This is a genomic window from Dechloromonas hankyongensis (assembly GCF_022012295.1).
GTDB lineage: Bacteria > Pseudomonadota > Gammaproteobacteria > Burkholderiales > Rhodocyclaceae > Azonexus > Azonexus hankyongensis.
In genome coordinates, this window is the sequence record NZ_JAKLTN010000002.1 from 1,032,642 (window position 1) to 1,055,548 (window position 22,907).

Here is a 22,907-nt window from a genome sequence, read left to right on the forward strand (position 1 = left end):
AAAGGCATTTCTTGTCCATGCCCAGCAAATTCGACCTTGCCGACCGCCGGGAGTTGCGCCGTCCGCCCACGAACGGCGATGGCCACGGCCAGCCGCGTCTTGCGCCGGGAGTGGACACGCAAGCGCGGACAATCTGGCATGCTGTCGTCACCATGCTCGCCACCCTGCGCTCCCTGCCCCGCACCGTCTGGCTGATCGGCCTGATCAGCCTGATCAACGATGCCGCCAGCGACATGCTCTATCCGCTGATCCCGATCTACCTCGCCTCGGTGCTGATGGCCGGCCCCAAGGTGCTGGGGCTGATCGAAGGGGTGGCCGAGGCAACGGCCAGCCTGCTCAAGCTGTTTTCCGGCGTGATCTTCGACCGCACCCGACGCGCCAAGCCGTGGATCGTTTTCGGCTACGCCCTGGCCGGCTTCGTGCGGCCGCTTATTGCCCTGGTCGCCAGTTGGCCGGCCCTGCTCTGCATCCGCTTCGCAGACCGCATCGGCAAGGGCCTGCGCTCGTCGCCGCGCGATGCGCTTTTGGCAGCCAGCGTCCCTGCAACGCAGCGCGGACTGGCTTTCGGCCTGCACCGGGCGATGGACAACGGCGGCGCCATCGTTGGCCCGCTCGTCGCGGCGGCGCTGCTCGCCGGCGGCATGCCGCTGCGCGACGTCTTCCTGTGGTCGCTGGTGCCGGCCCTCCTTTGCCTGCTGCTCGCCCTCGCCCTGCGCGAGCCGGAACACGAAGCAGCCGCCGCCAGCGCCCCCTTCGACTGGCGGCTGGCCGACATGCCGCCGGCCTTCCGCCGCTACCTGGCGGTCGTCGCGCTGTTCACACTGGGCAATTCGTCCAACATGTTCCTTCTGCTGCGGGCACGCGAACTGGGCGTCGGCGAGGCGGAGGTGCCGCTACTGTGGGCCGCGGTGTCGGCCGTCGCCGCGCTGTTCTCGACGCCGCTGTCGGCGCTCTCCGACCGTTTCGGCCGGCTGCGCCTGCTGGTCGGCGGCTACCTGGCCTACGGCGTCTTCTACGTCACCCTCGGCAGCTTGGCGACCGACGGCTTCTGGCTGTACGCCCTGTTCGCCCTCTACGGGCTATTCATGGCCGCCACCGAAGGCGTCGAAAAGGCCCTGGTTGCCGACCTGGCCCCTGCCCAGCGCCGCGGCACGGCCTTCGGCTGGTTCAACCTGACTACCGGCTTGATGCTGCTGCCGGCTTCCGTCGTGTTCGGCTGGCTGTGGCAGGGCGTCGCCAGTTGGCTGGCCTTCCTGTTTTCCGCTTGTTGCGCCTTCAGCGCGGCCTGGCTGCTGAAATACTGGGTGTTCCGGCCGGCGACCGGCGAGACCGGCCGGGAATCCCCGCTAGCGCCGGAATGACGGCCGTTTCGGCCCTTCCTTAAGGGAGCGTTAAGTTTGGGGCGCTAGACTGCGACGGAACCCATTCCGGACCCTGCCATGTCCCCACGCCTGATCCTGTCGCTACTGGCCCTCACCGTAGCCTGCCCGCTCGCCGAAGCCGGCGAAACCCTGTCGCTGCAACCCGCCCAGCTCAAGGCACTGGGTATCGCCACCGGCACCGTCGGCGACGGCGGCGATCTGCGTTCCGGCACGCTGCCGGCCCGCGTCGTGGTGCCCAATACCCAGATGCGCCTGGTCGCCGCGCCGGTCGGCGGCATGATCGACCTGCTCGCGGTGGCCCCCGGCTCGACCGTCAAGCGGGGCCAGGTAGTCGCCCGGCTAGCCAGCCCGCAGGCGCTGGAATTGCAGCGCGATGCGCTGCAGGCTTCCAGCCAGTCGGCGCTGCTGCAACAGAACCTCAAACGCGACGAACAGCTGTTCGCCGAAGGCCTGATCGCCGAATCCCGGCTCCAGGCGACGCGCGCCGCCGCCGCCCAGGCTGGCGCCCAGGCTTCGGAACGCCGACAGGGCCTGGCCCTGGCCGGTATCGTCCCGGGCAAGTTGGGCGGCCCGCTCGCCCTCGTCGCGCCGGTCGACGGCGTGGTGCTCGAACAGTCGGTGCAACTCGGCCAGCGCGTCGAAGCCGCCGCCCCGATCTACCGCATCGCCCAGCTGTCGCCGCTGTGGCTGGAAATCCAGGCGCCGCTAGCCGTTGCCGCCGGGCTGCGCGAAGGCATGGCGGTCAAGCTGGCCGACAGCGAAGTCAGCGGCAAGCTGATCGCCGTCGGCCGCGCCGTCGATGCGGCGAGCCAGACCGTGCTACTCCGTGCCGCCGTGGACAAGGGCGCGGCCAGCCTGACACCCGGCCAGGTCGTCGCCGTGGCCTTACCGACAGGGGCCGGCACTGGACAGCAACTGCCGGCCTCGGCGCTGGCTCGCCATGAGGGCAAGACCTTCGTCTTCGTGCAAACCGCCAGCGGTGAGCAGGCTAGCCAGTTCGAGGCGCGCCCGGTACGTATCCTCGGCCAAGGCGGCGACGGGGTGCTCGTCGACGGCGTCAAGCCGGGCGAACGCATCGCCGTGAAGGGCGTTTCCGGCTTGAAGGCCATGTACACCGGCGTCGGCATTGAGTAAGCAGCCATGCTCGCCGCCCTGATCCGCTTTTCGCTGACCCAGCGCCTGCTCGTCCTGGTCCTCACTGCGCTGTTGATCGGCGCCGGCATCCACGCCCTGCTCGGCCTGCCCATCGACGCCTTTCCCGATGTGTCGACCACCCAGGTCAAGGTCATCCTGAAGGCCCCGGGCATGACGCCGGAGGAAGTCGAAGCCCGCATCGCCGTGCCGGTCGAGCAGGAGATGCTCGGCATCCCGCACCAGCGCCTGCTGCGCTCGGTGTCGAAATACGCGCTGACCGACATCACCATCGATTTCGAGGACGGCACCGACATCTACTGGGCCCGCCAGCAGGTCGGCGAACGCCTGGCCGGGGCGCTGGGCAACCTGCCGCCGGGCGTGGCGGGCGGCATGGCGCCGATCACCACGCCGCTCGGCGAAATGTTCATGTTCACCATCGAGGGCGACCTGCCGCTGGCCGACAAGCGCGCCCTGCTCGACTGGGTGATCCGTCCGCAGTTACGCACCATTCCCGGCGTTGCCGACGTCAACAGCCTGGGCGGCGAGGTGCGCACCTTCGAAGTGGTGCCCAACCCGCAGTTGCTGACCGCCCGCGGCCTGGCGCTAAAGGACCTGCACGCGGTGCTCGAAGCCAACAACCGCAACGACGGGGCCGGGCGCCTGAACGACGGCGAGGAATCCCTGCTCGTCCGCGCCGAAGGGGCCATCGCCAGCCTCGACGACGTGCGCGCCATCGTGCTGCAGGCCCGCGACGGCATGGTCGTCCGCGTCGGCGACGTGGCCGAGGTCCGCTTCGGCGCCCTGACCCGCTACGGCGCAGTGTCGCAGAGCGGCCGCGGCGAGGCGGTCGAAGGCCTGGTGCTTGGCCTGCGCGGGGCCAATGCGCAGGCCGTGGTCGAGGGCGTCAAGGCCCGGCTGGCCGAAATCGCCCCCAGCCTGCCGGCCGGCGTCAGCATCGTCCCCTTCTACGACCGCAGCAATCTGGTCGACCGGGCCGTCGGCAGCGTGTCCACGGCCCTGCTCGAAGCCATCGTGCTGGTCGTGCTCCTCCTCCTCGCCTTCCTCGGCAACCTGCGCGCCGCGCTGGTCGTCGCGCTGATGCTGCCGCTGTCGGCGCTGGCCACCTTCATCCTGATGCGCCTGTCCGGGCTGTCTGCTAACCTGATGAGCCTGGGCGGCCTGGCCATCGCCATCGGCATGCTGGTCGATGCCGCCGTGGTCGTCGTCGAGAACGTCGAAAGCCAGCTGGCGCACGCGCCGGATTCGGCCGCCGCCAAGCTGCCGACCCTGCACCTGGTCTTCCGCGCCGCCCGCGAGGTGGCCGCGCCGGTCGCCTCGGGCATCGTCATCATCATCCTCGTCTTCCTGCCGCTGCTCACGCTGCAGGGGCTGGAAGGCAAGATGTTCGGCCCGGTCGCGCTGACCATCGTCTTCGCGCTGGCCGCCTCGCTGCTGCTGTCGCTGACCGTGGTGCCGGTGCTGGCGGCGGCGCTGATCCGGCGCGGCGTGCATCAGGAGCCGTGGCTGGTGCGCCGGCTGTCGGCCGCCTACGACCGCGTCCTCGCTTCCGCCCTGGCCCACAGCCGGCCCTACCTCGCCGGCGCCGTGCTCGCCCTGGCCGCCGCGGCCGGCGCTTTCTTCCTGCTCGGCAAGAGCTTCATGCCAACCATGGACGAGGGCGACCTGATCATGCAGCTGGAAAAACTGCCGTCCATCGGCCTCGAGCAGACCGTTGCCATCGACAGCACCGTGCAGAAGGCCATCCTGGACAAGGTACCCGAGGTGAAAGCCATCGTCGCCCGCGCCGGATCGGACGAACTGGGCCTCGACCCGATGGGCCTCAACCAGACAGATACCTTCATGGTCCTGCAGCCGCGCTCGACCTGGCGCCACTCCGATCCGGCCTGGCTGGCCGACCAGTTGCGCGCCGTGATGGCCGACTTCCCGGGCATCGGCTACGCCTTCACCCAGCCCATCGACATGCGGGTTTCCGAAATGCTGACCGGCGTGCGCGGCGACCTGGCGATCAAGATATTCGGCCCCGATCTGCCCACCTTGAACCGGCTGGCGGTCGAGGTCGAGAATACGGTCAAGAAGGTGCGCGGCGCCGAGGACACCTTCACGCTGAAAAACGATGGCGTGCAGTACCTGAAAATCGCCGTCGACCGGCTGGCCGCCGGCCGCTTCGGGCTCAACGTCGACGACATCCAGAACGACCTGAAGGCCTTGCTCGAAGGCCGCCAGGTCGGCACTGTGATCGAGCAGGGCCGGCGCACCCCGGTCGTCCTGCGCGGCCCGGAAAGCCTGCGCGGCTCGCCGGCCGATTTCGAGGCCCTGCGCCTGGCCCTGCCCGGTGGCGGCAGCGTGCCGCTGGCCTCGGTGGCGAAGATTGTCCGTATCGACGGCCCGGTCAAGGTGGACCGCGAGAACGCCCAGCGCTACGTGGTCGTCCAGTCCAACGTGCGCGACCGCGATCTGGTCGGCTTCGTCGACGACGCCCGCGCCGCCGTCGCCCGCGACGTCAAGCTGCCGGCCGGCTACCGCCTGGCCTGGGGCGGCCAGTTCGAGAACCAGCAGCGGGCCGCCGCCCGCCTGATGATCGTCGTGCCCATCGCCCTGCTGCTCATCTTCTTCCTGCTCTTCTCGACCTTCCGCTCGGTTCGCCAGGCCTTGCTGGTTCTCTCCAACATCCCGTTCGCCATGATCGGCGGCGTCTTCGGCCTGCTGGTTTCGGGCGAATACCTGTCGGTGCCGGCCTCGGTCGGTTTCATCGCACTGCTCGGCATCGCGGTACTCAACGGCGTGGTGATGGTCAGCTATTTCAACCAGTTGCTGGCCCGCGGCATGAGCGTTGCCGAAGTGGTGGTCGAGGGCGCCAAGCGCCGCCTGCGCCCGGTGATGATGACCGCCAGCATCGCCGCCTTCGGCCTAATGCCCATGCTCTTCGCCAGCGGCCCCGGTTCCGAGGTGCAACGCCCACTGGCCATCGTCGTCATCGGCGGCCTGCTGTCCTCGACCGCCCTGACCCTGATCCTGCTCCCCATCCTGTTCCGCCGCTTCGGCCTCGAACCGGCGGCGGCCCTGAACGGAAAATCCAATGGCTGACGTCCTGCTCACCCTGATCATGCCGGACGACGTCGCCCAGCACGTCGCCGACCTGCTGCTGTCGCGTCCCGACCTCGTCCCCGGCTTCACCGCCAACGCCGCCGAGGGGCATGGCTCGGCCATCCCGCTGGTCGAGGATGCCGACCTGGTGGCCGGCCATGCGCCGCGTACCGTGATCCGCACCGTCGGCCCGGAAGCAGCCAAGCGCGAAGTACTGGCCCTGATCCGGCGCGAGTTGCCGCACGCCAACATCTTTTTCTGGATGACGCCGGTCATCGACTCGGGGCGCCTATGAAGTATTTCGCTCTCATCTTCCTGGCCGGTATCGCCGGCAGCAGCCTAGGCGCCGAGCTGGCCCCCGAGCTGCCGCCGAGCGAGATCGTCGCCCGCGTCCTGCGCGGCAATCCCAACGTCCAGGCAGCGTCCAGCCAGATCCGCGTCGAGGAGGCGAATCGCAGCCGGCTCGAAGCCGGTTCCCACGAATGGTCGGTGCGCCTGGGCGCCCAGCAGCGCCGGGTCAGCCCAGTGAGCGCCAGCGATGAACGCTTCAATGAGTGGAACGCTGCCCTCGAACGCCCGCTGCGCCTGCCGGGCAAGGCGGCGCTCGACGCCGAAATCGGCGCCGCCGGCGTCTCGCTGGCCGAAACCGCCTACGGCGACGCCCTGCACGAATCCGGGCGTGCCCTGCTCAAAGCCTGGTTCGTCTGGCTGAAGGAAAGCGCCGCGGCGACCCAGTGGAATGAGCAACTCACCCTGCTCGACCACCAAGGCAAGTCGGTCGCCCGCCGCCAGCAATTGGGCGACGCGGCGCGCGTCGAAACGATCCAGAGCGAGGCGGCAACAGCGCAGGCCGCGGCCCAGCTCGCGCAGGCCCGGGTCCGCCAGCAGACGGCCGGCGACGACCTCAGCCGCCGCTTTCCCGGCCTGCCCGTCCAGGCACCGAGCGTACTGGGCGAGCCGGTGGCCATCGAGGGCAGCGAGGAAGACTGGATCAACGCCCTGCTCGAACACAGCCACGAATACCAGTTGGCCCGCCAGGAAACCCAGCGCGCCCAGGTTGTCGCCGGCCGCAGCAGCCGCGAGCGCCTGCCCGACCCGACCGTCGGTATCCATGTCTCCCGGGAACGGGCCGGCGAAGAGCGCGTCGTCGGCGCCTATGTCAGCATCCCGCTGCCGGGTACGGCACGCCGGGCGAGCAGCGATGCTGCGCTGGCCCAGGCCGACGTGGCCGGGCGCCGCGAAGCCGCCACCACCCAGAAGATCACCGCCGAAGCTGCCGCCCTGTACCACTCGGCCCGCGCCGCCGTGGCGACCTGGCAGGCCGGACGCGATGCCGCCGAACACCTCGGCCGTGCCGCCGACATGACGGCGCGCGCCTACCAGCTGGGCGAAGGCAGCCTGAACGACCTGTTGACTACCCGCCGCCTGGCCAACGAAGCCCAGCTGAACGCCCGCCTGCTCCAACTCGACGCCCTCGAACTGCGCTACCGCCTGCTGCTCGATGCGCATCGCCTGTGGGACTTCGACTGAGCCATTTAAGCCTGCCTTAAGCCTCGGCTAAGTCACGCTTAAGGCAGGCTTTCTAGACTGTTTTCCATGGACCAACCCCATGGAGAACCGACATGAAAACAATCACCGCCCTGCTCCTGCTGGGCACCAGCCTGCTCGGCCATGCCGAGACGCCCGGCCAGATCGGGCAAACCTACGCCGCGGAAGCAGCAGCCCGACAACCCGGCTTCACGCCCAGCGCCGAACGCGGCAAGAATTTCTTCCACCAGCGCTTCGCCATCAACGACAAGATGCCAGCGTGCAGCAGTTGCCACACCGACAACCCGCTCGCCAGCGGCCAGCATGCCGTCACCGGCAAAACCATACGCCCGCTGGCCGTTGCGACCAATGGCGAGCGTTTCACCGATCCGGCCAAGGTGGAAAAATGGTTTGGCCGCAACTGCAAGGAAGTCGTCGGCCGGGCCTGCAGCGCAGCCGAGAAAGCGGACTTCATCGCTTACTTGAGCGAGGGACGCTGACATGAAAAAGCTGATCCCCGCCCTGCTGCTTGCCATCAGCCTACCGGCACTGGCCGACCGCCTGCCCTTGCCAGCCGACACCCCGGCCAGCTATCGGGCCGAATGCGGCAGTTGCCACCTGCCCTACCCGCCATCCCTGCTCGCTTCCGGCGACTGGCGGCGCCTGCTGTCCGGGCTGGACACCCACTTCGGCAGCGATGCCAGCCTGAATGCCGAGGAACGCCAGGCCATCGCTGCCTTCCTCGCCCGCCATGCCGGCAGCCTCAGCCGCCTCGGCGACGCCGGCAATCCGCCCCGCATTTCCCAAACCGCGCGTTTCGTACGCCACCACCGCGAGGTACCAGCCCGTTTCTGGCGCGATCCGCGCGTCAAGTCGGCAGCCAATTGCGAGGCGTGCCATCGCGGCGCTGCCAACGGTCATTTCGGCGAACACGACATCGCCATTCCTGAACTACGGGAGTAAATCATGAAAAAAATTCTGATCTGGGACTGGCCGGTACGTATTGGCCACTGGCTGATGGTCGGCGGCTTCATCGTCGCCTGGCTGACCGCCGAAAGCGAAAGTTTCCGCCTGATCCATGCCTGGGCCGGCGGCACCGTGCTCGCCGTAGCCGCCTTCCGGTTGCTCTGGGGCGTGGTCGGCTCCCGCTACGCCCGGTTTACCAGTTTCGTCCGCGGCCCGCGTGCCGTCGTCGACTACCTGACCAGCCTGCTGCGCCTGCAGCCAGCTCACCATGCCGGGCACAACCCGGCCGGCGGCTGGGCCATCGTAGCCCTGCTCGGCCTCGGCATCCTGACCGGCATCAGCGGCTGGGCGCACTACAACGAGATCGGCGGTCACTGGCTCGAAGAGGTGCATGAGGGACTGGCCACCGCCATGCTGACCGTGGTCGTCGTGCATCTGGCCGGCGTGTTCTCGGGCAGCCTGCTGCATGGCGAAAACCTGGTCCGCGCCATGCTCACAGGGCGCAAATCCGGCTCACCGGAAGAGGCCATCGCTTCGCCCCGCCCACTCGCTGCCGTCCTGCTGCTCGCCTGGGTAGTCGCCGCCGGCTGGTGGCTGGCAAGCTGATAGAATGTTTGCATGCGTATCCTGCTCGTCGAAGATGATCCCGAACTGGGCGACGGCCTGACCGTCGGCCTGCGCCAGGCCGGCTTCGCAGTCGATTGGCTGCGCGACGGCCACGCTGCCGACCTGGCCCTGCAAAGCGAGAATTTCGACTTCGTCGTGCTCGATCTCGGGCTACCCCGGCTGTCCGGCATGGAAGTGCTGCACCGCGCGCGCAGCCGCGGCTTGGACATGCCCATCCTCATCCTGACCGCGCGCGATGCCACCGGCGACAAGGTGTCCGGCCTCGACGCCGGGGCCGATGACTACCTGGTCAAGCCCATCGATCTCGACGAACTGACCGCCCGCATCCGCGCCCTGACCCGGCGTTCGGCCGGCCGTGCGGCACCGTTGCTGGTGCACGGCGAGCTGGCCGTCGATCCGGCCGCCCACCGCGTCACGCTGGGCGGCCAGGAGGTCGAACTGTCCAGCCGCGAATTCTCGCTGCTCCACCTGCTGCTCGAGAACGCCGGCCGCGTGCTGACCCGCACCCAGCTCGAACAATCGCTGTACGGCTGGCGCGACGAGCCGGACAGCAATGCCCTAGAGGTGCATATCCACCACCTGCGCAAGAAACTGGGCAGCGAACTGATCCGCACCCTGCGCGGCGTCGGCTACACCATCCCGAAATGACCACCGTCTGGTTCTCGCTGCGCCGGCGACTGCTTGGGCTGCTGCTCGGCGGCGTCGCAGCGGCCTGGCTGGTGACCATGATCTTCAGCTACATCGACGCCCATCATGAAGTCGATGAACTGTTCGACGCCCAGATCGCCCAGGCAGCGCAGACCCTGCTCGCGCTGGCCGGCCACGACGGCGGCGAAGGCATCGAGGATCTCGGTGCGGCCGGCCACAAGTATCAGCGCCGCCTGCGTTTCCAGATTTGGCAGGCCGACGGCAAGCTGCTGATGCGCTCCAACAATGCCCCGGAAACGCCGCTCACAACGGCGGCCGGTTTTTCGGAAACGCAAGGCGAAGACGGCCACTGGCGGCATTTCAGCCAGTGGAACGAGGAACGCAGCCTGCAGGTCCAGGTCAGCGAGAACCACCATATCCGCGACGAACTGATCGGCCACATCGCCTGGCGCCTGCTCGTCCCTGCCCTCTTCGGCTTGCCGCTGATCGGCTTGTGGGTCTGGCTCGCCACCCGCCACGGCCTGTCCTCGCTGGACGGCATGGCGCACCAGATCTCCAGCCGCGACCCGCAGCAGTTGCAGGCCATACGCCCGGCCGCCGCGCCGGCTGAAATCCGTCCGCTGATCGAGGCCCTGAATGGCCTCTTCCTGCGCGTCGAACAGACGCTCGAAGCCGAGCGCCGGTTCACCGCCGACGCCGCCCACGAATTGCGCACCCCACTCGCCGCCCTGCAGGCCCAGTTGCAGGTAGCGCAACGGGCGCGCGACGCCGGCGAGCATGACCGCTCGCTGCAGCAGTTGCAGAGCGGACTCACCCGGGCCGCCCGCCTGGTCGACCAGATGCTGCTGCTCGCCCGCCTCGACCCCGAGTCGGGCCTGCCCGACCCGCAGGAGGTGGACCTTGCCGCGCTCGCCGAGTCGGTGTGCGCCGACCTCGGACCGCAGATCCTGGCCCGCAACATCGATTTCGATCTCGAAGCGGTCGCCGGGGCGAAACTCATCGGCCAGGCCGAATGGCTGCGCGTGCTGATCCGCAATCTGGTGGACAACGCCGTGCGCTACACGCCGGAAGGCGGCCAGGTCGTGGTCCGCATCGAACGCCACGACAATGGCCTCAAGTTGTCGGTCAGCGACAGCGGCCCCGGCATTCCGCCGGAAGAGCGCCACGCTGTCCTGCAGCGTTTCCATAGACTGGACCAGGGAGGGCAGCCCGGCAGCGGCCTGGGACTCGCCATCGTTGCGCGAATTGCGGAACTTCATGGCGCCCGGTTGTGTCTAGACACATCGCCTATGACCAAAGGCCTAGATATCGGAGTACAATTTCCCGCGCAACACAGCACACCATGACTTTGGCATCAACCTGAGCAGTCGCTGGTTTCAGGCCAAGCCGGATACAAGGATCGACGTCACATCATCATGAACATGACTGAAACACTGGCTCCGCCCCCCAAGGCGACGGACGACCTGCCGGAAGGTACGCGTCGGATCATCGAAGGTCAGGAAAGGGTGCTGTACGACGGCTACTGGATCAAGACCTATCCGGTGCCGGCCGATACGCTGGAAGCCAAGAAGAAGCTGATCGAGGCGCTGACCCGCCGCCTGTTCAACCACACCGAGCACGGCCTGAATATTCCAGGCACCCGCCTCAACGAAGCGCGCGCCAGCTACGAAAACGAAACCGATACTGCCCGCAAACGGGTCAAGGGCGCCATGCTGGCCGGCGCGCTGTTCAACCGGGCGGCCGACATTTTTCGCAAGCTGGTCGAACTGCAGGCCTGCGGCATCGAAATCCTGAGCACCAACCCGCTGATGCGCGAATGCGGCAAATGCCTGCTCGACGCCATGGAACTGGGCCGGTGCGTGCTGCACCGCAGTGGCGAGGAAGGCATCGACGAACTGTGGGGCGAACCCTTCCGCGCCTTCTCGATCCCGCTCGAGGACTTCTACGAAAGCCGCTACATCAAGATCGGCCGCGTCCTGCGCGACATCGACCGGATTTCGCAGGTCATCATCGACACCTTCAGCGCCATCCCGGCCTTTGCCAATATCGAGGCCCCGGTCCTCGATCTGGCTTCCTCCGCCAAGATCAAGACCGAGACGCTGCGCACCGACGGCGACATCTTCGACGTCTGGGCGCGCATGGTCACCGCCGGCGAACGCTTGACCGACCTCGCGCTGATCAGCGAAACCGGGCAGAACCCGTCGCCGCTGACCTACAACCTGTCCGACGGCCTGCAACTGATCCGCCAGGGCCGAGACCTGATTTTCTACATTTCCCGTGCCCGCACGGCCATGCCGAAGAGCACCCAGGAATACGCCGAACGCTGTGCGGTCTATCTGGCCACCGGCCGGGCACCGCTGGTGCCGATTACGCTGCCGGTGTGATCGGCATTCAGAAAATCTGAAGATAGCGATTGTGGATGTCATCAATCCACAAATAAAAAACGGGGCCTAGGCCCCGTTTTCACATCCGGAAAGCCGCGATCAGGCTTTGTTCTTCCCGCGGCTGGCTATACCCAAACCAAGAATTGCCGCACCCAGCAGGACCAGCGAAGCAGGCTCTGGAACCTGGTTGGTCGGAGTAACCGCATTGGTCAATGCCAGTTCCTCGCCACCGCTATCGATGTCGGCCATGGCCATGTAGAAGTAGAGCGTATCCGTATCCTGATAGTCATACAGGTTGAAGTTCATCGCGTAAGTGAAGAAATCCGGCTTGCCGCTACCGACATCGTTGTCGACGTCAACCGTACAGATATTGCCGGGAAACGCTGCGCACACCACCGGATCAAACCATGATACTGGTTGGGTGCGCAGTGCATGAACCAGAGAATTGGGATCATAGGAATGGTTGGCGATATTATCGAACGCGAAAGTGGCGCCATTCAGGGCAACGCCATTACGCCGTACCTGCATGAAGCCATTCAAATCCAATCCCGGCGCCAATTCGTTCAGGTCGAAGGTAAAAACCGGCGACGTCACGCCGGCGCCCAAGAATGCCTTCAACTGGGCGATGGTCACACTCGCTCCCACCGGCCATTGCCCTGCGTATTGACCGTCGTTTTTCGGCGTCAGATCGGCATCGGGTGCAGACTTGTTGTCATTGGTGCCGATAGTCGGGTCAGGAAAAGTCCCGTTATTGGAATTGTTAAAGCTGAATATCTTGACGATCTGGCCAGAACCGAAGGACGGCAAGCTGCCCCACTCAGACAAACTGGTGTACACCGGATTGTTGTTTGCATCCTTGATACCGGCATACATGGCCAGATTGTTGGCTGAATAGGAAATGAAATCGTCGTGTACGCTACCGACATACAAACGCCCCCCGGTCTCCGGAGAGGTGTAGCACATCAGATTCTCGAACGGCGGGGCATAGCCGCATGAAGTCACACCTGGCAGGGTAAGGGCGAAGGCGCTACTTGCCGACACTGCGGCAACCACGCCGAGCACGCTGCGTACGGCTCTGGAGTTAGTAAAAGCTGATTTCATGATGGACCCCTATTGCTATTGACCTATACCAAGACTGGAGCAACATACATGCCATAAATAAATTTTATTAAAATTTCCCTAACAAAACATAGCCATATATGACTATCGTCATAAATATCACGTTGATAATTGGTGTGGTTTTGACATTCTGTAAATATTCCCGACACCTCCGGCAAGCGCTATCTCGGCTGATTTAGCTAGCTATCCGGCCACGGGAACACTTAAGGGATAAATGGCAGCGCCAGTTCCGCCGTGCGCGGCGCTTGCCCGCAGATGTCGTCGCACATCCGGCGAAACACCTGAACCGACCTGCTCTCGTGCCGCCGGGCATGGCGGACGACATAGAAATGGCGGCGCAGGTCGAATTGCGGGGTCGAAATCTCGACCAGGCTGCCGCGCCGGAAAGCCTCGCGCAGTGCCAGGCGCGACAGGCAGCCGATGCCCAGATTCGATTCGACCGCCCGCTTGATGGCTTCGGTATGTTCCAGTTCCAGGCGCAGGGTGAAGCGCCCCATCTGCGGCGCGACGATCAAGTCGAACTGGCGCCGTGTCCCCGAGCCCGGCTCGCGCAATATCCAGTCCTGAGCAGCCAGCGCGGCTGAATCGACCGCACCCTGCTGAGCCAGCGCATGCGTCGGCGCGCAGAAAACGACCAGTTCGTCTTCCAGCCACGGTTCGATCAGCAGGTCCGGATGGCTGGCCTCGCCTTCGATCAGGCCGATATCGCACTCGAAACGCAGCAGCCGTTCGACGATGGTCCGCGTATTCGCCACCTGCAGGCTGACCTGGGCTTGCGGGTACTGCCGCATGTATTCGGCGATGGCTAGCGTGCCGAGATAGTTGCCGATGGTCAGCGTCGCCCCCACCGTCAACGGGGCGAGCCGGCCGCCGTCGAGCAGGGATTCGATCTCGTGCGCCTGGTCGAGCAGTTGCTCGGCCATCGGCAGCAAGCCCCGCCCGGAGGCGTTGAGATGCAGCGATTTGCCGATGCGGTCGAACAAGGGGCAGTCGAACTGCCGCTCCAGCTCGACCAGCGCATTGCTGGCCGCCGATTGCGACATCGCCAGCCGCTCGGCGGCGCGCGACACATTCTGTTCGCGGGCAATCGCCGAGAAAATTTCGATCTGGCGCAGGCTGAATTTCATATCGATTTCATGAATAACAATTAATCAAATTATCCGTTTATTTGAATCAAAAAAGTAGTCTAGACTCAACTCGTCACCCTTATTTGGGAAAGCCAAACCATGAGTGCCTTCAATACCGAAACCATCCTCTCGGTCCATCACTGGAACGACAATCTGTTCACTTTCCGCACCACGCGCGACCAAGCCCTGCGCTTCGCCAATGGGCAATTCGTGATGATCGGCCTGGAGGTCGAGGGGCGGCCGCTGATGCGCGCCTACAGCGTGGCCAGTGCCAACTATGAGGACCACCTCGAGTTCTTCAGCATCAAGGTCCAGGACGGCCCGCTGACCTCGCGCCTGCAGCACCTGAAGCCGGGCGACTCGCTGCTGGTCAGCCGCAAGCCGACCGGCACCCTGGTCCTGCGCGACCTCAAGCCGGGCAAGCGCCTGTTCCTGTTCGCCACCGGCACCGGCCTCGCCCCGTTCATGAGCCTGATCCACGATCCGGAAACCTACGAGCGCTTCGAGAAGGTGATCCTCATCCACGGCGTGCGGTGGACCAATGAACTGGCCTACCACGACTACATCGAGGAAGACCTCAAGGACCACGAATACCTCGGCGACGACATCCGCGACAAGCTGATCTACTACCCGACGGTGACCCGCGAACCCTTCCGCAACGAGGGGCGGCAGACCGAACTGATCTACTCCGGCAAGCTGTTCGCCGACATCGACCAGCCGCCGCTCGACCCGGCCACCGACCGCGCGATGATCTGCGGCAGCCCGGCCATGCTCAAGGAAGTCTCGGCCATGCTCGACGGCTACGGCTTCCAGGTTTCCGGGCATATCGGCGAAGCCGGCGACTACGTGATCGAACGCGCCTTCGTCGAGCAGTAATAGCGCCTGATCCACGCTCCGCCCCCTTGGCTACCCTCCCGGCCTAGGGGGCGAATTTCTGCGCTAAGCCGCCGGGCGCGACTTGGCGGAATTTTGATCTGGCTCACCGGCCGCCGGTGGCCGGGCAAGTATAATCGCCAGCTTATGAAGCCCGCTGGTTCGAAGCCCATTCCGCTCCATGACCATCTCGCCCGCGCCGCCGCGCACTGGCCGGAGCGGCCTGCGCTGATCGTCGGCGAACGGACATGGACGTTTGCCGACTTGGCCAGCGAAACCGCCGATGGCATGCCTGCCGGCACCGGCCCGGTAGCGAGCAGCGACAGCAGCCTCGAACTGGCCCTGGCCGCCTACCGCTGCAGCGCCCAGCGGCGCCCCTTCTTCCCGCTGCCGCCGGAACGGTTTACCCCTGCGCTGGATGACTGTCCGCCCCATACTGCGCTGATCATCTCGACCAGCGGCAGCGAAGGCCAGCCGCGCGCCGTGCTGCTCGACGCCGCCCAGCTCGATGCTGCGGCAGCCGCGGCTAACGCCAGCCTCGGCCTGGAGGCCGGCGACGTGTGGCTGAACTGCCTGCCGCTCTACCATATCGGCGGCCAGAGCATTCTGTGGCGCTGCGCCCGGGCTGCTGCCGGCGTCCTGCTGCACGACGGCTTTGCTGCCGACAAGGTCGCCCGCGACCTTGTCGCCCGCCCGGTCACCCACATTTCACTGGTCCCGGCCATGCTGGCCCGCCTGCTCGACCTCGGCAGCGCCCCGCCCGCCTCGCTGCGTGCCGTCCTGATCGGCGGCGCCGCCCTCTCCGCCCCGCTTTACGAACGGGCCACGGCGGCTGGCTGGCCGCTCTACGTCAGCTACGGCATGAGTGAAACCGCCGCCCAGGTCGCCACCTTCGCTCCGGACGATGGCCCGTGGCACGAAGGCCTGGTCGGTCACCCCATGCCCGGCCACGAGGTCCGCATCGGCGACGACGGACGCATCCAGATTCGCGGGCCGCAAGTGATGGCCGGCTATCTCGACGCTAGCGGCATCGACGCCGACGGCCGGCTGACCACCGGCGACCTCGGCTGCCTCGACGCCGGCGGTCGCCTGACCGTGCTCGGCCGCGCCGACGACATGCTGATCAGCGGTGGCCGCAACGTCCATCCGCAGGAAATCGAATCCTGCCTGGCCGGCTGTCCCGGCGTTGTCGACGTCGCCGTCACCGGCCTGCCCGACCCGGTATGGGGCGACCTCGTCGTCGCCCTTATCGTCGGCGCCATCGACAACGACTCCTTGCTCGCCCACGCCCGCCGGCACCTGCCCGCCGCCGCGCTGCCCCGTCGCATCCACCGCCTCGACCGCCTGCCTCGCAACGCTGCCGGCAAGCTGGAGCGAGCCGCCCTGCGCCACCTGGCGGCTGGAGCGGCAGCGTGATCACCAGCCTGCTGCGCCAGATCAGCGCGCCAGACACCGCCAAGCAGTTCGCCGCGCTGGCAGCCGGCGCCCCGGCCTCGGCGCCGCTCAGCCTGCGCCTCGATCTTTCCGTCCCGCCGTCCGACTGGTTGCATCTGCTGCCCACCGGTCAGCCCTGGTGGTATCGCGCCCGGCCGGAACATGGCGAATTCCGCCTCGGCATCGGCCACGCCCTGCATGTCGAAAGCGCGGGCAGCAACCGCTTTGCCGCACTGGACGGCGCTTTCGCCGGATTCCGCCGGGATTGGCGGCGCAATGGCCCGGCCCTCGCCTTCTCCGGCTTCGCCTTCGCCGACGACAACGCATCGCCGCTGCCCAACGCCCTGCTCGCCATACCGGCCATCCTGCTCGAATGCCGCGACGGCGCCTGCTCGGTCACCCTGAGCACCCCGGCCGGTCGCCTCGTCCAGGCCCTGGCCGAATGGCCGTCCTGGCTGGCGCACACGGCGCCCAGAGAAATGGCTGACCTGCGCCCCGGCCGCCCCCAGGCGCTGGCCGACCGCGCCTGGATGGCCCGCGTAGTGGCCGCCCTGCGCGACATCGGCAGCGGCCGTCTCGACAAGGTGGTCCTCACCCGCTGCCGCCGGGTCGAGCGCGACACCCCCTTCGCCCCGGCCGCCATCCTCGCCGCCCTCGATGTCCAGCAGCCAGGCAGCGTCGTCTATGCCTACGGCAATGGCCGGCAAACCTTCCTCGGCGCCACGCCCGAGCGCCTGGTGCGCAAGGCCGGGCGTCAGATTCACGTCGATGCGCTGGCCGGCACGGCGTGGCCAGGGTCGCCGGCGCTTGCCGACGACAAGAACCGCCACGAGCAGTCGCTGGTCATCCGCGCCGTGGTCGACGCGCTCGCCCCGTGGTGCGACGGCCTGCCGCAAGTCGGCCAACCCGAGGAACACCCGGCCGGCGTCCTGCGCCACTGGCGCAGCCGCATTTCGGGAATTGGCCACGCCGACGGCAGCCTGTTCGATCTGGTCCGCGCCCTGCACCCGACCCCGGCCGTCGGCGGTTTCCCCAGTGCTGCCGCCCGGGACTGGCTGGCCGCCCACGACGAGCGGCGCCACGGCTGGTACAGCGGCGGTTTCGGCCTGCTGACCGCGGATGGCGACGGCGAATTCTCGGTTGCCTTGCGCTCGGCGCTGCTTGACGGCAATACCGCCGAACTGCAGGCCGGCGCCGGCATCGTCGCCGGTTCCGACCCACAACAGGAACTGGCCGAGACCGAAGCCAAGCTGGGCACCCTGCTCGCTGCGCTGAACCCCGACCGGCAGATCGCTCGCAGCAGTCGCCAAGCCTGAGCGGTGCAGAGAAAAAGACGGTTCAGCTCAGGGCGATGCCGTCGTCACAATTCTGCAAAATACCTCAGCTACAGTGACCCTGCATAACGACTCTCTCCATACTTGGCCCCCACGTGCTGGGGGTTCTTTTTTCACCTGTCATTTTTTGCCCATTGTGCAGGCAGCGTAAGCGCTCCCATGGCGGGGCGTCGCTTGCCCACAGTTACCCACAGGCAATCCACACCTTTATCCACGGATATTGTGCATAACTATTTGGCCGCCAGCCGCCTCAGATGGGTTCCCTCGGCATCGCCGTATGGCCGGCCTCGTCTAGGTTCGGCCATACGGCGCATGATCCGCCGCGCGAGGAACGGCCGGCGCAGCCCCATGCCGGAACGGCGGCCCCGGCGCGGAGGCGAAGCCACGACTACACGCTGAACTGCAGGGTGCTGTCGTGCAAGCGGGTGGCGAGCAGGGCCACCTCCTCGGCCGAGGCCGACGATTCGCCGGCTGCCTTGGCGCCGCGCTCGATCATCTGCGCCATGCGCTCGGTGTTCTGCGCGATGTGTTCGGCGGCGAGGCGCTGTTCGCCCAGCACCTCGACGATCTCGTTGGCGGCCACCGCCGATTGTTCGCAAATCGCCTCGATTTTCTGGATCGCCGCTTCGGTGGCCGAGGCTAGACGGGTGCCCCGCTGCGCCCGCTCGGCGGTCGCCGCGACGGCCTCGCTAGTCTGGCTGGCGGCGGCGCTGAGCCGGGTCACCAGGCCTTCGATCTTGAAGGTCGTCTCCGAGGTGCGATTGGCCAGCTTGCGCACCTCGTCGGCGACCACCGCGAAGCCGCGGCCGGCCTCGCCCGCCCGCGCTGCTTCGATGGCGGCGTTCAGCGACAGCAGGTTGGTCTGTTCGGAAATCTCCTTGATCTCGCGGGCAAAGCGCGAGATTTCCACGGTGTGCTGCTGCAGGTCGCGCATGGAATTGGCCGAGGCGCTGGCCTGCTCCGATATCAGGCCGATTTCGCCAATCGCTTGGTGGATAACCACGCCGCTCTCATTGGCCGTCTGTCGGGTCTTTCTGGCTGCATCCGCAGCGCTCCCGGCGCTTTCCGCCATCGCCGCAATGGCCGTGGTCAGTTCCTGGATAGCCGCCGTGATGGTGGCCGACGCATCACTCTGCATGCTGGTGGTGCTCGCCACCTCGTGCGCCGAGCGGCGCAGGGCCAGGGCGTTGGCGGAGGTCACCGCGGCGCCGGATTTGACGTCGCCGATCAGCACGCGGAGCTTCTCCTGCATCCGTTCGACCGAGGCGACCAGCGAATCGGCGGCGGCCTTACCGGTGTCCATGCGCTGCGTCAGGTCGCCGGCGGCGACGCGCGTGGTGGCCATGACCACCGGCTCCAGTTCGCCGCCCAGACGGCGCAGGATGTGGCGCGACGACCAGGCGGCAAAGGCCAGCGAAATGACGGTGCCGACCACGCCGACCAGCGCAATGGACAAGACATTTTCGCCGTACCGCGCATCGGCCAGATCGGAGGCATTGCGCGCACCATGCGCGGCGGCATCGCTGATCGAAGCGAACAGGCCGCCCAGCGCGGCGACCAGCGGTGCATCGGCATCGCGAATGGCGGCATCGACCATCAGCGCGTATTTCGGCATGCCCGGCTCGTTCTCGGCCAGCACCTGGTCGTAGAGCTGGTTCAGTTCGGTGGCCAGCTTGCGTATCTCGGCAACGCGCTCGCCATCCCGGGCGGCGGCCTGCCTGCCGAGCGCTTCCAAGGCGGAGAGTTGTTGCCAGAACAAATTGCGCCCGGCCAGGAACTCGGCCTTCCCCTTCTCGAATTCGGCGGCCATGAAACTGCGCAGCAGCATGCTGTTCAGGCCGCGCTGCTGGGCCTGCAAGGCGCTCTGCGCACCGCTGACCAACGCCAACGCCTGCGATGTCCCGGCCACCTCGCCGGAGACCTGGCGGATATCGTCACGGAAGCCTGAAAAGGAAAACAGGGCGGTAAGCAGCAACAGCAGGCCGAATCCGGCACCGATACCGACCATCAACAGCATGCGCAGGCGAATGGAAAGCAAATCAAGGGCGACCATGAAAAAATTCACTCAAAATGACAAAAGTAAAATCAGTCTAGCCACTCAATGTTTCATTCTATTTACCGTCCCGCCGGCGCCGGACGGATATCGCCCAGCCCATGCCCGATTACCCCCTTTGTCATTTCGCTGCAACATTAGTGCAACAAAATGATGGGCTTGAAGCCTATACTTCAAGAATCACATGGAGCTTGTGCAATGCCCCACCCCCAACTGAAACCCCGCTTCCTGACCGAAAACTATTTGAACCGGGAACTCGGGCTCCTCGCCTTCAACCGCCGGGTTCTCGCCCAGGCCGAAGACGAGCGCATGCCGCTGCTCGAACGGCTGCGCTTCCTGTGCATCGTCTCCAGCAACCTCGACGAGTTTTTCGAAATCCGCGTCTCCGGCCTGAAGGAGCAGATCCGCGCCAAATCGCCGGTGGTCACCACCGACGGCCGCACGGCGCAGGAAATTTTCCGCCTGGTGTCGGCCGAAGCGCATGCCATGGTCGCCGAGCAATACCAGCACCTGAACGAAGTCATCCTGCCGGCGCTGGCCGAACAAGGCATCCGTTTCCTGCGCCGGTCGAGCTGGAACGAAGCACAGCGCGAGTGGATACGCAATTACTTCATCCGCGAAATGGTGCCGGTCCTCACGCCGATCGGGCTCGACCCGTCGCACCCCTTCCCGCGCGTCCTCAACAAGAGCCTCAATTTCGCCGTCGAACTCGAAGGCAAGGACGCCTTCGGCCGCAGTTCCAATGCCGCCATCGTCCAGGCGCCGCGCGTCCTGCCCCGCGTCATCCGCCTGCCGGAAGAACTGGCCGGCTGCGAGTATGGCTTCGTCTTCCTGTCGTCCATCCTGCACGAGTTTGTCGGCGAACTGTTCACCGGCATGACCGTGCTCGGCTGCTACCAGTTCCGCGCCACGCGCAATTCGGACCTCTTCGTTGATGAGGAAGAAGTCACCAACCTGCGCACCAAGCTGCAGGGCGAACTGCCGCAGCGCCACTTCGGCGCCGCGGTGCGCCTCGAAGTGGCCAACAACTGCTCGGAGGCGATGACAGACTTCCTGCTCGCCCAGTTCGACCTCAAGCCGGCCGACCTCTACCGCGTCAACGGCCCGGTGAACCTCGTTCGTTTGATGCAGGTGCCGGACTGGGTCGACCGTCCGGACATGAAATTCCGCTCCTTCGTGCCGGGCATTCCGAAGGGGGTGGCCAAGGGTGCCAACATCTTCGCCAGCATCCGCCAGAACGATATCCTGCTCCACCACCCCTACCAGTCCTTCGCACCGGTCATCGAATTGCTCAGCCAGGCGGCGCTCGATCCGCAGGTGGTGGCCATCAAGATGACGGTGTACCGCACCGGCACCGACTCGGTGCTGATGGAATCGCTGATCCGCGCCGCGCAGAACGGCAAGGAAGTCACCGTCGTCGTCGAGTTAATGGCGCGTTTCGACGAGGAGGCCAACATCGGCTGGGCGACCAAGCTGGAACAAGTCGGCGCCCATGTCGTGTACGGCGTGGTCGGCTACAAAACGCACGCCAAAGCGCTGCTCATCGTCCGCCGCGAGGAAGGCGGCCTCAAGCGCTACGCCCACCTCGGCACCGGCAACTACCACCCGCGCACTGCCCGCCTCTATACCGACTTCGGCCTGATGACGGCCAACGACGAGATCACCAACGACGTGTCGGAAGTCTTCAAGCAGCTGACCGGCCTGGGCAAGGCGCGCACGTTGAAGCACCTGTGGCAGGCCCCGTTCACACTGCAGCAGAACGTCGTCGCCGGCATCCAGGCCGAAGCGGAAACCGCCAGGGCCGGCGGCAAGGGACGCATCGTCGCCAAGATGAATTCACTGCTCGAACCGGAAGTGATCGATGCCCTTTACCAGGCTTCGCAGGCCGGCGTCGAAATCGACCTCATCGTGCGCGGTGTGTGCGCCCTGCGTCCGGGCGTCAAGGGGCTGTCCGACAATATCCGGGTGCGCTCCATCATCGGCCGCTTCCTCGAACACCACCGCATTTTCTATTTCCTGGCCGGCGGCAAGGAAACGGTCTATCTGTCCAGCGCCGACTGGATGGAACGCAATTTCTTCAAGCGCATCGAGCTGGCCTTCCCCATCCTCGACCCCAAGCTGAAGCGCCGCGTCATCACCGAAGGCCTCAAGTTCTATCTGGCCGACAACCAGCAGGGGTGGGAAATGAACAGCCAGGGCGTCTATCAGCGCCGCCGCTCGCCGCGTAGCAAGCCGCACAATGCCCAGGGCGAACTGATGGTGACGCTGGGCGGTGTCTGAGCTTTCCGGGTCAGCCAAATGCGGAGTGGCGCGTTAAGATAGCCACCCGCATTGACACCCCCCGCCGCCTGATGTTCCGCTCCCGCCTCCTTCGCCTGTCCGCCGTCGCCACCCTGCTCGCCGTGGCCGGCTGCTCCACCGCACCGGCGCCGGTGTACCGGCTGGAGAGCTTCGAGGCCGAGACGCCCTTCCAGTACCACAGCGACCTGCCGCCACTGGTACTGTGCGAATACGGCAAGCGCGCCCTGCTCAGCCAGGCCTACGAAGTCGATGCCTCGGTGCCGAGCAATATCCGCGGCTCCAAGTTCTTCCAGCCGCAGGCCGAGCAGCAAGTACAGCTGCGCATTACGCTGACCTGCATGGGCACCGGCCGCGACACGACCATCTACGCCAACGCACTGCAAACCCGCTACGAATTGAAGGCCGGCGGCAGCAGCACCGGCCTGTCGGTCAGCGGCCTGGGCTCGATCTCGGTCCCCTGGCCGACTGACAAGAACTCCCTGGTCAAGGTCGGCGAGGAAACCATAGCCGATGCCGACTTCTACCGCCGGCTGTTCGTCCTGATCGAAAATCTGGCGGAATAGCGGCACTAACGGCGCGCGGCGCGGCACCGCGTGCTCCCTATCAATAGCCGGAGTGCCGCTGGGTCAGAGCGAAAGCAGGGCCGGCTGAACACATTTCTGGCCAAGCCGGCCGGGCCCTACGCCCGGATACTGGCTTGCCTGACGCTCAGGACTGACGGGAACGATCGTCCGGCGTAAGGAAGAGGCCGACGCCAAGGGCGATCAAGGCCAGCGGCCACCATTTGCGGATCAGAGCGACCAGGTCGAGTTCCAACAGGTCGAGATTGACGCCGAGCGCGATGGCGCCGATGACGATCAGGGCGATGGCGGCGAAGTGGCCTTTCATGCGGA

At 66.2% G+C, this 22,907-nt stretch carries 20 protein-coding genes; 16 read left to right on the forward strand and 4 right to left on the reverse strand.

What is annotated here, in order from left to right; translation table 11 throughout:
• Nucleotides 1-17: 17 nt before the first annotated feature.
• The 11 genes from LZ012_RS13560 (at nt 18) to LZ012_RS13610 (ending at nt 11,773) form a co-directional block, all read left to right on the forward strand.
• Nucleotides 18-1,361 (forward strand): MFS transporter, encoded by a 1,344-nt coding sequence (locus LZ012_RS13560; RefSeq protein ID WP_275711346.1) that lies wholly within the window; start codon nt 18-20, stop codon nt 1,359-1,361.
• 78 nt (nt 1,362-1,439) lie between these two features.
• Nucleotides 1,440-2,516, forward strand: coding sequence for an efflux RND transporter periplasmic adaptor subunit (locus LZ012_RS13565; RefSeq protein ID WP_275711347.1), 1,077 nt, complete (start codon nt 1,440-1,442; stop codon nt 2,514-2,516).
• A gap of 6 nt (nt 2,517-2,522) precedes the next feature.
• Nucleotides 2,523-5,621, forward strand: coding sequence for an efflux RND transporter permease subunit (locus LZ012_RS13570; RefSeq protein ID WP_275711348.1), 3,099 nt, complete (start codon nt 2,523-2,525; stop codon nt 5,619-5,621).
• Nucleotides 5,614-5,916 carry a DUF3240 family protein gene (locus LZ012_RS13575; protein WP_275711349.1) on the forward strand — a complete coding sequence of 101 codons (303 nt, stop codon included), beginning with the start codon at nt 5,614-5,616 and terminating at the stop codon, nt 5,914-5,916. The genes LZ012_RS13570 and LZ012_RS13575 overlap by 8 nt, the downstream gene beginning before the upstream one ends.
• Nucleotides 5,913-7,151, forward strand: coding sequence for a TolC family protein (locus tag LZ012_RS13580; protein ID WP_275711350.1), 1,239 nt, complete (start codon nt 5,913-5,915; stop codon nt 7,149-7,151). The genes LZ012_RS13575 and LZ012_RS13580 overlap by 4 nt, the downstream gene beginning before the upstream one ends.
• Before the next feature lie 92 nt (nt 7,152-7,243).
• Nucleotides 7,244-7,648 carry a DUF1924 domain-containing protein gene (locus LZ012_RS13585; protein WP_275711351.1) on the forward strand — a complete coding sequence of 135 codons (405 nt, stop codon included), beginning with the start codon at nt 7,244-7,246 and terminating at the stop codon, nt 7,646-7,648.
• A 1-nt stretch (nt 7,649) separates the two neighbouring features.
• On the forward strand, nt 7,650-8,111 hold the full coding sequence (locus LZ012_RS13590) for a cytochrome C (protein ID WP_275711352.1): 462 nt from the start codon (nt 7,650-7,652) through the stop codon (nt 8,109-8,111).
• Nucleotides 8,112-8,114: 3 nt separating this feature from the next.
• Nucleotides 8,115-8,720: a cytochrome b/b6 domain-containing protein gene (locus LZ012_RS13595; RefSeq protein ID WP_275711353.1), complete on the forward strand. Its 606-nt coding sequence runs from the start codon at nt 8,115-8,117 to the stop codon at nt 8,718-8,720.
• Nucleotides 8,721-8,732: 12 nt separating this feature from the next.
• Nucleotides 8,733-9,389 (forward strand): response regulator, encoded by a 657-nt coding sequence (locus tag LZ012_RS13600; protein ID WP_275711354.1) that lies wholly within the window; start codon nt 8,733-8,735, stop codon nt 9,387-9,389.
• A complete protein-coding gene (locus LZ012_RS13605; RefSeq protein ID WP_275711355.1) occupies nt 9,386-10,735 on the forward strand; it encodes an ATP-binding protein in 1,350 nt (449 codons plus the stop codon). The genes LZ012_RS13600 and LZ012_RS13605 overlap by 4 nt, the downstream gene beginning before the upstream one ends.
• 69 nt (nt 10,736-10,804) lie before the next feature.
• A complete protein-coding gene (locus tag LZ012_RS13610) occupies nt 10,805-11,773 on the forward strand; it encodes a hypothetical protein (protein WP_275711356.1) in 969 nt (322 codons plus the stop codon).
• Between the two features lie 99 nt (nt 11,774-11,872).
• Here LZ012_RS13610 and LZ012_RS13615 read toward each other — a convergent pair whose 3' ends face one another.
• Together LZ012_RS13615 and LZ012_RS13620 are read right to left on the reverse strand one after the other, a co-directional pair.
• Nucleotides 11,873-12,874 carry a PEP-CTERM sorting domain-containing protein gene (locus LZ012_RS13615; protein ID WP_275711357.1) on the reverse strand — a complete coding sequence of 334 codons (1,002 nt, stop codon included), beginning with the start codon at nt 12,872-12,874 and terminating at the stop codon, nt 11,873-11,875.
• A gap of 221 nt (nt 12,875-13,095) precedes the next feature.
• Complete coding sequence (locus LZ012_RS13620) at nt 13,096-14,019, reverse strand: LysR family transcriptional regulator (protein ID WP_275711358.1); 924 nt, start codon at nt 14,017-14,019, stop codon at nt 13,096-13,098.
• Nucleotides 14,020-14,118: 99 nt separating this feature from the next.
• Between LZ012_RS13620 and LZ012_RS13625 the strand changes: the two genes are divergently transcribed.
• The 3 genes from LZ012_RS13625 to LZ012_RS13635 all read left to right on the forward strand — a co-directional run bounded on the left by LZ012_RS13625 (nt 14,119) and on the right by LZ012_RS13635 (nt 17,642).
• The gene (locus LZ012_RS13625; RefSeq protein WP_275711359.1) at nt 14,119-14,895 is read left to right on the forward strand and encodes a ferredoxin--NADP reductase; all 777 of its coding nucleotides are present in this window, start codon (nt 14,119-14,121) and stop codon (nt 14,893-14,895) included.
• A 144-nt stretch (nt 14,896-15,039) separates the two neighbouring features.
• The gene (locus LZ012_RS13630; protein ID WP_275711360.1) at nt 15,040-16,308 is read left to right on the forward strand and encodes a class I adenylate-forming enzyme family protein; all 1,269 of its coding nucleotides are present in this window, start codon (nt 15,040-15,042) and stop codon (nt 16,306-16,308) included.
• Complete coding sequence (locus tag LZ012_RS13635) at nt 16,305-17,642, forward strand: isochorismate synthase (RefSeq protein ID WP_275711361.1); 1,338 nt, start codon at nt 16,305-16,307, stop codon at nt 17,640-17,642. The genes LZ012_RS13630 and LZ012_RS13635 overlap by 4 nt, the downstream gene beginning before the upstream one ends.
• A 406-nt stretch (nt 17,643-18,048) precedes the next feature.
• Here the strand turns inward: LZ012_RS13635 and LZ012_RS13640 are convergent, their stop codons facing one another.
• Entirely contained in the window at nt 18,049-19,713 is a 1,665-nt protein-coding gene (locus tag LZ012_RS13640) for a methyl-accepting chemotaxis protein (protein WP_275711362.1), read from the reverse strand.
• A gap of 198 nt (nt 19,714-19,911) precedes the next feature.
• Here LZ012_RS13640 and ppk1 point away from each other — a divergent pair, with 198 nt between their 5' ends.
• The gene (gene ppk1, locus LZ012_RS13645; protein WP_275711363.1) at nt 19,912-21,993 is read left to right on the forward strand and encodes a polyphosphate kinase 1; all 2,082 of its coding nucleotides are present in this window, start codon (nt 19,912-19,914) and stop codon (nt 21,991-21,993) included.
• 71 nt (nt 21,994-22,064) lie between these two features.
• On the forward strand, nt 22,065-22,577 hold the full coding sequence (locus tag LZ012_RS13650) for a DUF2242 domain-containing protein (protein WP_275711364.1): 513 nt from the start codon (nt 22,065-22,067) through the stop codon (nt 22,575-22,577).
• Nucleotides 22,578-22,722: 145 nt separating this feature from the next.
• On the opposite strand, the gene LZ012_RS13655 is transcribed toward LZ012_RS13650, so the two are convergent.
• Complete coding sequence (locus LZ012_RS13655; RefSeq protein WP_275711365.1) at nt 22,723-22,902, reverse strand: LiaI-LiaF-like domain-containing protein; 180 nt, start codon at nt 22,900-22,902, stop codon at nt 22,723-22,725.
• Between the last annotated feature and the right edge of the window lie 5 nt (nt 22,903-22,907).

Excerpts from the sequence above, each read along its gene's own strand:
- LZ012_RS13560 (WP_275711346.1), top strand. The coding sequence starts at position 18 with ATGCCCAGCAAATTCGACCTTGCCGACCGCCGGGAGTTGCGCCGTCCG.
- LZ012_RS13565 (WP_275711347.1), top strand. The coding sequence starts at position 1,440 with ATGTCCCCACGCCTGATCCTGTCGCTACTGGCCCTCACCGTAGCCTGC.
- LZ012_RS13570 (WP_275711348.1), top strand. The coding sequence starts at position 2,523 with ATGCTCGCCGCCCTGATCCGCTTTTCGCTGACCCAGCGCCTGCTCGTC.
- LZ012_RS13575 (WP_275711349.1), top strand. The coding sequence starts at position 5,614 with ATGGCTGACGTCCTGCTCACCCTGATCATGCCGGACGACGTCGCCCAG.
- LZ012_RS13580 (WP_275711350.1), top strand. The coding sequence starts at position 5,913 with ATGAAGTATTTCGCTCTCATCTTCCTGGCCGGTATCGCCGGCAGCAGC.
- LZ012_RS13585 (WP_275711351.1), top strand. The coding sequence starts at position 7,244 with ATGAAAACAATCACCGCCCTGCTCCTGCTGGGCACCAGCCTGCTCGGC.
- LZ012_RS13590 (WP_275711352.1), top strand. The coding sequence starts at position 7,650 with ATGAAAAAGCTGATCCCCGCCCTGCTGCTTGCCATCAGCCTACCGGCA.
- LZ012_RS13595 (WP_275711353.1), top strand. The coding sequence starts at position 8,115 with ATGAAAAAAATTCTGATCTGGGACTGGCCGGTACGTATTGGCCACTGG.
- LZ012_RS13600 (WP_275711354.1), top strand. The coding sequence starts at position 8,733 with ATGCGTATCCTGCTCGTCGAAGATGATCCCGAACTGGGCGACGGCCTG.
- LZ012_RS13605 (WP_275711355.1), top strand. The coding sequence starts at position 9,386 with ATGACCACCGTCTGGTTCTCGCTGCGCCGGCGACTGCTTGGGCTGCTG.
- LZ012_RS13610 (WP_275711356.1), top strand. The coding sequence starts at position 10,805 with ATGAACATGACTGAAACACTGGCTCCGCCCCCCAAGGCGACGGACGAC.
- LZ012_RS13615 (WP_275711357.1), bottom strand. The coding sequence starts at position 12,874 with ATGAAATCAGCTTTTACTAACTCCAGAGCCGTACGCAGCGTGCTCGGC.
- LZ012_RS13620 (WP_275711358.1), bottom strand. The coding sequence starts at position 14,019 with ATGAAATTCAGCCTGCGCCAGATCGAAATTTTCTCGGCGATTGCCCGC.
- LZ012_RS13625 (WP_275711359.1), top strand. The coding sequence starts at position 14,119 with ATGAGTGCCTTCAATACCGAAACCATCCTCTCGGTCCATCACTGGAAC.
- LZ012_RS13630 (WP_275711360.1), top strand. The coding sequence starts at position 15,040 with ATGAAGCCCGCTGGTTCGAAGCCCATTCCGCTCCATGACCATCTCGCC.
- LZ012_RS13640 (WP_275711362.1), bottom strand. The coding sequence starts at position 19,713 with ATGGTCGCCCTTGATTTGCTTTCCATTCGCCTGCGCATGCTGTTGATG.
- ppk1 (WP_275711363.1), top strand. The coding sequence starts at position 19,912 with ATGCCCCACCCCCAACTGAAACCCCGCTTCCTGACCGAAAACTATTTG.
- LZ012_RS13650 (WP_275711364.1), top strand. The coding sequence starts at position 22,065 with ATGTTCCGCTCCCGCCTCCTTCGCCTGTCCGCCGTCGCCACCCTGCTC.
- LZ012_RS13655 (WP_275711365.1), bottom strand. The coding sequence starts at position 22,902 with ATGAAAGGCCACTTCGCCGCCATCGCCCTGATCGTCATCGGCGCCATC.